The organism is Pseudomonas sp. (assembly GCF_050739655.1).
GTDB lineage: Bacteria > Pseudomonadota > Gammaproteobacteria > Pseudomonadales > Pseudomonadaceae > Aquipseudomonas.
In genome coordinates this window covers 1-8882 of sequence record NZ_JBOIBY010000048.1, presented here as the reverse complement: position 1 = coordinate 8882, position 8882 = coordinate 1, and the positions used below count along the sequence as shown (strand labels likewise).

The window sequence follows — 8882 nt, the reverse complement described above, 5'->3', positions numbered from 1 at the left end:
GTGTTCGCATGGGCAACGCGGTCAACTGTGGGAGCGGGCTTGCCCGCGAAGAGGCCGGAACAGGCAATAAAGATCTACTGCCCCGACCGTGCCGGCAGCAACTTCAAGGTACTGCGCGTATTCGCCGTCACCTCTTCATCATTGAGATGCGCCTGGTAGTAAACCCCTTCGATATACGCCTCGGCCTGATCCTCATAGTGCCTGTCGAACGGCACGCCGCTCTGGCCGACCGGGTTGATGGTCAGGCTATGGGTTGGGTCCGCGAAGTCGATCAGGCGCCGTGTCGATGGGCCGTAGGTGACCGGCCACGGCGCCGGGCCTATCCTGGCTGACAGGTTGTTCGGGACTTCATGGGTGCCAGGCGCCTCAAACGGGCCGACGTTGAAAATCCGGTCCAGCGGCTTTTGCTGCCCCAGCGGATGGCTATGGGTCAGCGTGTGCGCCTTGCCCCACTGCCATTGCGCGAAATCCGCGCCGAGGGTGGTCTTGAGGTGGCTGATGCTCGCCTGCCAAGCGGCCTTGACCGTATCGGCGCGGCTTTCCTTGCCGAGGGTGTTGCGGTTGTCCCACCACGGTGAATTGGCGTCTGCCGCCAGACGTGGCAGCGCGGCGTCGATCACGCGGGTCGAGAGCAGTGTTTCGAAAAAGTCATTGCCCAATTCATCGCGCATCGCCGCATCGGCAAGGTTGAACAGAAACTGGTTGAACACGGTGGCGCTGGTGGACTCCAGCGGGTAATCACCTTTCCATTGCGCCAGTTGTTCCACCAGTTTGAGCTCCGCAGGATCGCTGACCACTTCCCTCAACACCGGTAGCAGCGGGGCCAACAGGCGCTGACCGTAGCCGGTGGTGGTGCCCAGTTGCAGCTTTTGACTGCTCTCCAGATCCCATTTGATGCCTTTGTCGCCCAGCTGCTGATTTAGTTGCTGGCCGCGATCTGCAAGGTTGTAGTAACCGGGAATCTCCATGCCCGTAGGCGACACTGGCTGGAAGTTGGCCGAGACGATATAGCCCCGCGCCGGGTTCTCTTCCTGGGGGTTGGCGCTGAACGGGTAGAAACCGTCCTTGTCCGCCTCGCCGTTGCTGCCATCAAGGATAAACCAAGGCTGGACTCCGGCAGGGCGCTTGGGCAACTGTGCCGCAGCCCACCAGCCGATGTCACCTTTGGCGTTGGCCCAGACGATGTTCAGGCCTGGAGCCTGGACCTTTGCGGCAGCGCTGCGCGCCTTGGCCAGGGTGTCGGCACGGTTGAGCTGGTAGAAACCTTCAATGATCGGGTTCTGGCTTTCCAGAAAGCCCCACCACATGGCGATCGGCGTTTTGCCGACGCTGTTGCCCAAAGCATCGTTGACGATCGGACCGTGGGGCGACTGACGCAGCACCAACGTCACCGGTGCCTGGCCCTTGACCGCGATCTGTTGTTCGCTACTCACCAGGTCCACCCATTTGCCGCGATACAAAACCTGATTGGGGTTCTCAGGGTTGACCTTCTCGGCGATCAGGTCGAGGTCATCGTTCTGGAACATGGTGATGCTCCAACCGAAGTCACGGTTCATGCCCAGCGAAGCGAATGGCATCAAGGCCTGATAGTGGCCGTAAAGCTCGAAGCCAGGCATCGAAAGGTGTGCCTCGTACCACACTGATGGCGCGGAAAAGCGGATATGCGGATCGCCCGCCAGCAGCGGCTTACCACTTTTGGTTCGACTGCCGGCGACGGCCCAGGCGTTGCTGCCCTCGAACTGTGGCAGGCCGTTGTCGGCCAGGGCCTGCTCGCTGAGGCGGGCGAGGGCGTTGAGGTCCTTCCAGTCTGCGCTGGCGAGGGCTAGCGCAGCACCGCCGGGCTGTTTCGCCAGCACGCCTTTAGGCTGCCAGTCGAGATCGAACACCTTCAGGTAGTCGGCACCCAGTTGATCGCGCACGTAAGTCAGCAGGGGTTCAGTGCGAAAGGCAGCGGCAAAACTGTAGGCCATGTAGCCGGCAATGCTGATGATGTCCTGTGGGGTGAATGGGCGCTTCTGGATGCCCAGTACATCGAACTCCACGGGTTTCGCGTGGCCGTCCTGATACTGGTTGATGCCATCCAGATAGGCCTGCATGGCGATGAAGGCCGGCGATTGCTTGTCCAGGTTTGCCAGGTAGGTTTCGGCCCGCTCGCGAATGCGCAGGCTGCGCATCAGTTTGTCGGTGTCGAGCAGCTTCGGCCCGAGCACCTCGGCCAGCTCGCCGCGAGCGAGGCGACGCAGCACTTCCATCTGGAACAGTCGATCCTGGGCATGGACATAGCCGAGGGCGCGGTACAGGTCGGGTTCGTTTTCAGCGCGGATATGCGGGACACCGCGCTCGTCGTAGCGCACGGTGACGGAGCCTTGCAGGTGTTGCAGTTCCACCATGCCCTGGCGTGTCGGCTGCTTGCTGTAGATGTACCCGCCGCCAGCAGCGACGAGTGCGACGACCAGCAAACCGAGTGCGGTCAGGCTACGTTTCATGGTGACTCCTTGTTATTGGTGGCAGCTGTTCCTTGGGGGCACTGTTTAACACGACTCACCGCCTTGGCCATCGCCCGTTGGAGGGATTCGTATTGCGGCGTTTGTCGCTACTTTGCTGTATCGACAGGCCACGGGCAGTAACACCCAACGGCCAATGTGTGCGTGACACTCACCGGGCGACCTTCATTCAGGGCTTTGAGGATCGGCTCGATGAAGCTGTTACTGGAGTTGCAGGTCAGGCCTTCGCTGTAGGGGCCGAAATACGCGAGTTTGCCGCTGCGATCCCAGATCGCCACGGCGGGGCTGGCGGGAACCTGTTCGGAGCCGGGCAGGGCCGTGAGGGGTTTGAGGCTGCTCAGGGTGCCTGGCAACTGCCCGTGGCTGCCGGCTTTTTGCACCGAATAGAACTCCACGCCCTGTGGGCCGTATTGTTCAACGAGCTCGCGCAGGTGCTGTTGATTGCCGACATTGCACGGGCAGGCGGGGTCCCAAAAGTGCACCAGGCGGATGGCGCCGGGGCCGGAAAGCGTGTCGGGCAAGCGCAGCGGGTCGCCGGAGAACACGGCAGTGTGCTCGCTGAATGCACGCAGGTAGCGTCCCTGAAACCAGTCATACGCCGCCCACAACACGCCGGCGCATATCAGGGCGAGCAGGCTGAAAAACAGGGTGGCGCGAAGGGGCGAGCGCATCGGTTCAATCCTCGAAGGTCGGCTAGCTTGCCATGCTTGCCACGACAGATGAATATCGCAGGTCAATAAAGCCCGCTTCATGCTCTGGAATCGTTCATGCCTGCCACCTTCGACCCCGATCATCTTCGCGCCAGCCTGCGGCCATTGGCCGAGGAGCAGCCGTTGTCGACGCAGGCGCAGGCGTATCAGCGGTTTTACGGACTGGATTTTTCTGCGCGTAACGTGCGCAGCCGCCTGGGGCGTTTTCAGGTTGATGGTTATGAACTGGTCAGCCAGGTCTGGTGGCCGGTACAGGCGAAAGCGACCCTGTTTGTTTTTCACGGCTTTTATGACCACACGGGACTTTACCGGCATGTGATCGAATGGGCGCTCGATCAGGGCTTTGCCGTCATTGCCTGCGACTTGCCTGGGCATGGGCTATCCAGTGGCGAGCGGGCGAGCATCAAGGATTTCTCAGAGTATCAAGACGCCATGCAAGGGTTGTTTGCCGAAGCACAGTCACTCGACCTGCCGCAGCCCTGGCATCTGTGCGGGCAGAGCACGGGCGGGGCGATCGTGATTGATCACGTATTGCATGCGGGGGCGAGCAGTCCGGCCCAAGGGCAGGTGATCCTGTTGGCGCCGCTGGTACGGCCACGGGCGTGGGGCTGGTCTCAGCTGAGTTATTACCTGCTCAGCCCGTTCGTAAAGGCCATCGCCCGGCGTTTCAGCGAAAACACCAACGACCCGGCTTTTCTACCGTTCCTGCAGGCCGATCCCTTGCAACCGCTACGACTGCCGACGGCGTGGGTGGGGGCGTTGGCGCGCTGGATCAAGCGCATCGAAGCTGCGCCGGCGAGCTCCCGGCGACCGTTGGTAGTACAGGGCGAGGCGGATATGACGGTGGATTGGCAGCACAACCTTGAGGTTTTGCGTGCGAAGTTCGACAGGCCTCAAGTGCTGATGCTGCCCGAGGCGCGGCATCACCTGGCCAATGAGGTGCCGGTTTTGCGGGGGGAGTATTTCGGGTTTTTGAGTAAGCGGATCAAGGGCAGGAATCTTTAGCGGCAGTGGGGGCCTCATCGCGGGCAAGCCCGCTCCCACAATTCCCGCGTTGATCACAAATTTGTCGGTAACCACCAAACACTGTGGGAGCGGGCTTGCCCGCGATAGCGGTACGGCAGACACCGAAAATTATGGACTAAGGTTCGAATTGCTCTGCCCCACCGCCAACCCCGCCCGAATCGCCGCCAGCGCCGCCTGATAATACGCCTTGCCCTCAGCCGATTCGGCAAAGGTGGCGAACTCTTCCAGCTCTTCATCCGACAGGTCGCGATAGACGTACAACAGGGTGTTGTTCAGGTCGCTGCCAATCTGCTCCATCAGGCGCTGACGTTGTCCGTTCAGCATGCTTTGCGCCGAGCCCGCACCGAGCAAACCGGGGATCATCGAGCTCAGGCTGTCGGCCGCGACACCGGCAATGGCGAGGCTGACTTCGGCGCCGGCTTCACGTGCAGGCAGGGCTTGGGCCAGATGACCGATGATCAGCAGGCGGCTGTCACTGGCGGTCATCTTCGGCAAACCCTTGGCGTTTTTCGCCAGTTGATCGCGGCGGGTCGCCAGCAGCTCGGCGGCGACGATTTTCTTGCCCAGGGGAGATTGAAAGAACGCCAGTGCCGGTTTTGGATCGGCCAGATTCTTGCGCAGTTGCGCTTCAGCGCGCTGGTCTACAGCCTTGGGATCAAAACGCTGGTTACTGTTGTTGACCAGTGCCTGGAATACCGCTGGCGGCAGGCTGCTTTGGTAGCGTTGCTGGGCGGCCGCAAGAGCGTCGTTGAAATGCGCGCGTTGTTCTGGCCAGCCGGCGACCTTGTACAACTGGTCGTGGCCGTCTGCCCAGGCGGGCAAAACACAGAACATCAGCAGGGAGAAAAGCAAACGGCGCATAGGGACTCCTGTCGGCAGGCGACTATTCTCCGTGTGGCATACGGACTTGTCGAGAATTCGTATCAACCCGCTGCGTGGCTCTGTCGGATTTTCCAGCGCAGGAATACTATGCGCGCCATGCCAATACCTTCTGATCACCCGCTGCTGTTACGAATCGTCGACGACCTGGCCGCCAACGGCTGGTCGCAGCAGAATATTTTCCTGCCTATGGATCTGACCCGAGCGCTGGCGGCCGAGTGCCGTAAACGTGCCGCCGAGGGCGAACTGGCCCCGGCTGCGGTCGGGCGTGGGACGTCTTCGGAGATTCGTGAAGGCATTCGCGGCGATCACATCCAGTGGATCGACCCCGGCCAGACCGAGGCGTGCGACAGTTATCTGGGGTTGATGGACAGCCTGCGCGAGGCAATGAATCGCGGTCTGTTTCTGGGCCTGGAAGACTTCGAAAGCCATTTCGCGATGTACCCGCCCGGTGCCTTCTACCTCAAGCACGTCGATCGGTTCCGCGATGATGATCGGCGCACGGTGTCGGCAGTGGTCTACCTCAATGACGCGTGGCTGCCGGAGCATGGCGGCCAGTTGCGCATGTACCTGGATGACGGTGCGGAATACGACGTGGTGCCCACCGGTGGATGCCTGGTGGTGTTCCTGTCGGGCGAAGTCCCCCATGAAGTCTTGCCTGCGACCCGAGAGCGCCTGTCGTTGACCGGTTGGTTCCGGCGTCGCGGCAACGAGCCGTTCTGATCATGCAGAAAATCCTGGTAAGTCGTTGCCTGCTCGGTCATCGCGTGCGCTACGACGGTGGTGCCAGCGGCCCGTTCGATCAGCTGCAGGAGTGGTTTGACGAAGGTCGGGTCGTGCCGCTGTGTCCGGAAGTCGCCGGCGGTTTGCCGACGCCCCGGGCGGCTGCGGAGATTGCGGGTGGGCAGGGCGCTGAAGTGCTGGAAGGGCGGGCATCGGTGATCACCACCGAGGGCGAAGACGTCAGTGCGCAATTTTTGTCCGGGGCCAGGCAAGCGCTGGAGCTGGTGCAAGAACACGGCATCCGCATTGCCATCCTCAAGGCCAATAGCCCGTCGTGCGGCAATCTTCTGACCTATGACGGAACGTTCAGCGGCGTGAAGATCAGTGGCGAAGGAGTGACGGCAGCGTTGCTCAAGCGCCATGGCGTGCTGGTGTTCAGTGAGCTGGAGCTGGCTGAGGCGGCCAAGGCACTGGCAATGCTCAACTAACCATCAACTAAAAACCTGTGGGAGCTGGCTTGCCAGCTCCCACAGGTTCAATGGTGAATTCACTTCCTCGGTCGGTCAGGGTTTGGCCGCGACACCCGACTCAGCCCCAAACCATTTCTCCTCCAGCTTCTGCAGCCGGCCATCGGCCTTGATCCGCTGCAACGCGCCTTCCAGGCTGGCATGAAACGCCGGATTGCCCTTCTGAAAAGGAATCGCCAGGTTCACGTTCGCGTTGGCTTTGGGCTTTTCCTCTGTCAGCGACTGCACCAACAGGATTGAACGCGGTTCTTCTTTCTGCGCGATCAATTGTGCATTGGTCTGGATATAAGGCTCGCTGAAGTCGAAACGCTCCTTGAGCGCCGAGGTCTGTGTGATGTGATTGATGGCGATGTCGTACTTGCCGCTTTCAACACCGGTCAACAGATCGTTGGTGTCGGTGACGACAAAGTCGGCGCGCACATCCAGCTCGTTGGCCAGCATTTGGCCCAATTCGACTTCGAAGCCTTCAAGTTTGTCGTCTTTCTTGAAGTTGAAGGGCGGTGTATTAGCCTCAATGGCAATGCGTAATTCGCCGCGGTCGTTTACGTCGTCTATCAATTCGGCATGAGCCAACGGGCTCAAAAGGGGTAGCAGGCAGATCAGGCCAGGCAGAAAGCGCATGGTCACTCCTTTGAATTCTTATCGCGACCCTCTTATTCAGGCTCGCTTTGCTATGGTTGTCGAGTGCCTTCGACAACGATTGACCATGAAGTTGTCATGGTCTCGCGGATTTTACGGAAAAAGTGGAGAAGAGAATGAAAACCTTTATGTCACGTGCTGCATTGGCTGGTCTGTTGATGGGTGTTTCTGTACTGGCCAGCGCGGCTACCCCGGCTCCGAAAGGTGCCGAAGTGTCCATCGTTTCTCCCGCGGACGGCGGCACGGTTCCGAAGACCTTCGTGGTCAAGTTCGCTGTTGAAAACGTTGCACTGGCACCTGCGGGCGATCCCACCAAGAACACCGGCCATCACCACTTACTGGTCGATGTAAAAGAATTGCCAGAGGCGGGCAAGCCAATTCCGAGCGATGCCAATCACATCCATTTCGGCAAGGCGCAGACCCAGGCCGAAGTGACGCTGACCGCGGGCGAGCACACCCTGCAACTGGAACTGGGCGACGCCAACCACATGCCGTTCGATCCGCCGATCCTCTCGGAGAAAATCACCGTCAATGTGAAATAAAAAAAGGGAGCCCTTTCGCAAGGGCTCCCTTTTTTATTCAGCTGCAAGCCACAAGCAAAAGCAAACTGCCGCTCGAAGCTTATAGCTGCTCTTAGAACAACACTCGGCTACGGATGGTGCCTTTGACGTGTTGCAGCTTCTGTTGCGCCAGTTCCGAGTACTCGGCGTCTACGTCGATTACCACGTAGCCGACTTTGTCGTTGGTCTGCAGGAATTGACCGGAAATGTTGATGCCGTTTTCGGCGAAGACCTTGTTGATCTCGCTCATCACACCCGGGATGTTCTCGTGGATGTGCAGCAGGCGGTGCTTTCCAGGGTGAGCCGGCAGGGCTACTTCCGGGAAATTCACGGACGATACCGAAGTACCGTTGTCGCTGTACTTGACCAGCTTCTCGGCTACTTCCAGACCAATGTTGGCCTGCGCCTCGGCGGTGGAACCACCGATGTGCGGAGTCAGGATCACGTTGTCCAAGCCACGCAGCGGGCTTTCGAACTCTTCGTCGTTGGAGCGAGGCTCCACCGGGAATACGTCGATGGCCGCGCCGATCAGGTGCTTGTCCTTGATGGCATTGGCCAGGTGGTCCAGCTCGACCACGGTGCCGCGTGCGGCGTTGATCAGGATGCCGCCCTTCTTGATGGCGCGGATTTCCTTCTCACCCATCATCCACTGGGTGGCAGCGGTTTCCGGAACGTGCAGGGTCACGATGTCGGACATGCCCAGCAGCTCGTGCAGGTTGCCGACCTGGGTGGCGTTACCCAGTGGCAGCTTGGTCACGGTGTCGTAGAAGTAAACCTGCATGCCCAGGCCTTCAGCCAGGACCGACAGTTGAGTACCGATCGAGCCATAACCGACGATGCCCAGCTTCTTGCCGCGGATTTCGAAGGAGTTGGCCGCGCTCTTGATCCAGCCGCCACGGTGGCAGGAAGCGTTCTTCTCAGGGATGCCGCGCAGCAACAGGATCGCTTCGGCCAGTACCAGCTCGGCAACGGAGCGGGTGTTGGAGTACGGGGCGTTGAACACGGCGATACCGCGCTCGCGGGCCGCGTCCAGGTCGACCTGGTTGGTACCGATGCAGAAACAGCCGACAGCGACCAGCTTCTTCGCGTGATCGAAGATTTCTTCGGTCAGTTGAGTGCGCGAGCGAATGCCGATGAAGTGAGCATCAGCGATCTTTTCCTTGAGCTGAGCTTCCGGCAGAGAACCTGTGAGGTACTCGATGCTGGTGTAGCCCGCCGCCTTGAGGACGTCGACAGCCGATTGGTGGACGCCTTCGAGAAGAAGGAACTTGATCTTGCTCTTATCGAGAGAAGTCTTGCTCATCTGCGTAAACC

The 8882-nt window shown here is 60.1% G+C and carries 9 protein-coding genes; 4 read left to right on the top strand and 5 right to left on the bottom strand.

Annotated elements, in window-relative coordinates; genetic code table 11:
• Positions 1-74: 74 nt before the first annotated feature.
• Both ACRESJ_RS02830 and ACRESJ_RS02825 read right to left on the bottom strand, forming a co-directional pair.
• Positions 75-2486 (bottom strand): penicillin acylase family protein, encoded by a 2412-nt coding sequence (locus tag ACRESJ_RS02830; RefSeq protein WP_431756544.1) that lies wholly within the window; start codon positions 2484-2486, stop codon positions 75-77.
• 107 nt (positions 2487-2593) lie between these two features.
• Entirely contained in the window at positions 2594-3175 is a 582-nt protein-coding gene (locus ACRESJ_RS02825; protein WP_431756543.1) for a DUF6436 domain-containing protein, read from the bottom strand.
• Between the two features lie 96 nt (positions 3176-3271).
• On the opposite strand from ACRESJ_RS02825, the gene ACRESJ_RS02820 reads away from it, so the two are divergent.
• Complete coding sequence (locus ACRESJ_RS02820) at positions 3272-4219, top strand: alpha/beta hydrolase (RefSeq protein ID WP_431756542.1); 948 nt, start codon at positions 3272-3274, stop codon at positions 4217-4219.
• 129 nt (positions 4220-4348) lie between these two features.
• On the opposite strand, the gene ACRESJ_RS02815 is transcribed toward ACRESJ_RS02820, so the two are convergent.
• Positions 4349-5101: a DUF2059 domain-containing protein gene (locus ACRESJ_RS02815; RefSeq protein WP_431756541.1), complete on the bottom strand. Its 753-nt coding sequence runs from the start codon at positions 5099-5101 to the stop codon at positions 4349-4351.
• 108 nt (positions 5102-5209) lie between these two features.
• Between ACRESJ_RS02815 and ACRESJ_RS02810 the strand changes: the two genes are divergently transcribed.
• Both ACRESJ_RS02810 and ACRESJ_RS02805 read left to right on the top strand, forming a co-directional pair.
• A complete protein-coding gene (locus ACRESJ_RS02810) occupies positions 5210-5842 on the top strand; it encodes a 2OG-Fe(II) oxygenase (RefSeq protein ID WP_431756540.1) in 633 nt (210 codons plus the stop codon).
• A 2-nt stretch (positions 5843-5844) separates the two neighbouring features.
• Positions 5845-6330: a DUF523 domain-containing protein gene (locus ACRESJ_RS02805; protein WP_431756539.1), complete on the top strand. Its 486-nt coding sequence runs from the start codon at positions 5845-5847 to the stop codon at positions 6328-6330.
• A 75-nt stretch (positions 6331-6405) separates the two neighbouring features.
• Here ACRESJ_RS02805 and ACRESJ_RS02800 read toward each other — a convergent pair whose 3' ends face one another.
• Positions 6406-6990 (bottom strand): transporter substrate-binding domain-containing protein, encoded by a 585-nt coding sequence (locus ACRESJ_RS02800; protein WP_431756538.1) that lies wholly within the window; start codon positions 6988-6990, stop codon positions 6406-6408.
• Positions 6991-7124: 134 nt separating this feature from the next.
• Here ACRESJ_RS02800 and ACRESJ_RS02795 point away from each other — a divergent pair, with 134 nt between their 5' ends.
• Positions 7125-7550 (top strand): DUF4399 domain-containing protein, encoded by a 426-nt coding sequence (locus ACRESJ_RS02795; protein WP_431756537.1) that lies wholly within the window; start codon positions 7125-7127, stop codon positions 7548-7550.
• A 91-nt stretch (positions 7551-7641) separates the two neighbouring features.
• Here the strand turns inward: ACRESJ_RS02795 and serA are convergent, their stop codons facing one another.
• On the bottom strand, positions 7642-8871 hold the full coding sequence (serA, locus tag ACRESJ_RS02790; protein WP_431756545.1) for a phosphoglycerate dehydrogenase: 1230 nt from the start codon (positions 8869-8871) through the stop codon (positions 7642-7644).
• Positions 8872-8882 lie beyond the last annotated feature (11 nt).

What these genes read in the sequence shown, in the direction of transcription:
- ACRESJ_RS02830 (WP_431756544.1), bottom strand. Translation starts at nt 2,486, where the DNA reads ATGAAACGTAGCCTGACCGCACTCGGTTTGCTGGTCGTCGCACTCGTC.
- ACRESJ_RS02825 (WP_431756543.1), bottom strand. Translation starts at nt 3,175, where the DNA reads ATGCGCTCGCCCCTTCGCGCCACCCTGTTTTTCAGCCTGCTCGCCCTG.
- ACRESJ_RS02820 (WP_431756542.1), top strand. Translation starts at nt 3,272, where the DNA reads ATGCCTGCCACCTTCGACCCCGATCATCTTCGCGCCAGCCTGCGGCCA.
- ACRESJ_RS02815 (WP_431756541.1), bottom strand. Translation starts at nt 5,101, where the DNA reads ATGCGCCGTTTGCTTTTCTCCCTGCTGATGTTCTGTGTTTTGCCCGCC.
- ACRESJ_RS02810 (WP_431756540.1), top strand. Translation starts at nt 5,210, where the DNA reads ATGCGCGCCATGCCAATACCTTCTGATCACCCGCTGCTGTTACGAATC.
- ACRESJ_RS02805 (WP_431756539.1), top strand. Translation starts at nt 5,845, where the DNA reads ATGCAGAAAATCCTGGTAAGTCGTTGCCTGCTCGGTCATCGCGTGCGC.
- ACRESJ_RS02800 (WP_431756538.1), bottom strand. Translation starts at nt 6,990, where the DNA reads ATGCGCTTTCTGCCTGGCCTGATCTGCCTGCTACCCCTTTTGAGCCCG.
- ACRESJ_RS02795 (WP_431756537.1), top strand. Translation starts at nt 7,125, where the DNA reads ATGAAAACCTTTATGTCACGTGCTGCATTGGCTGGTCTGTTGATGGGT.
- serA (WP_431756545.1), bottom strand. Translation starts at nt 8,871, where the DNA reads ATGAGCAAGACTTCTCTCGATAAGAGCAAGATCAAGTTCCTTCTTCTC.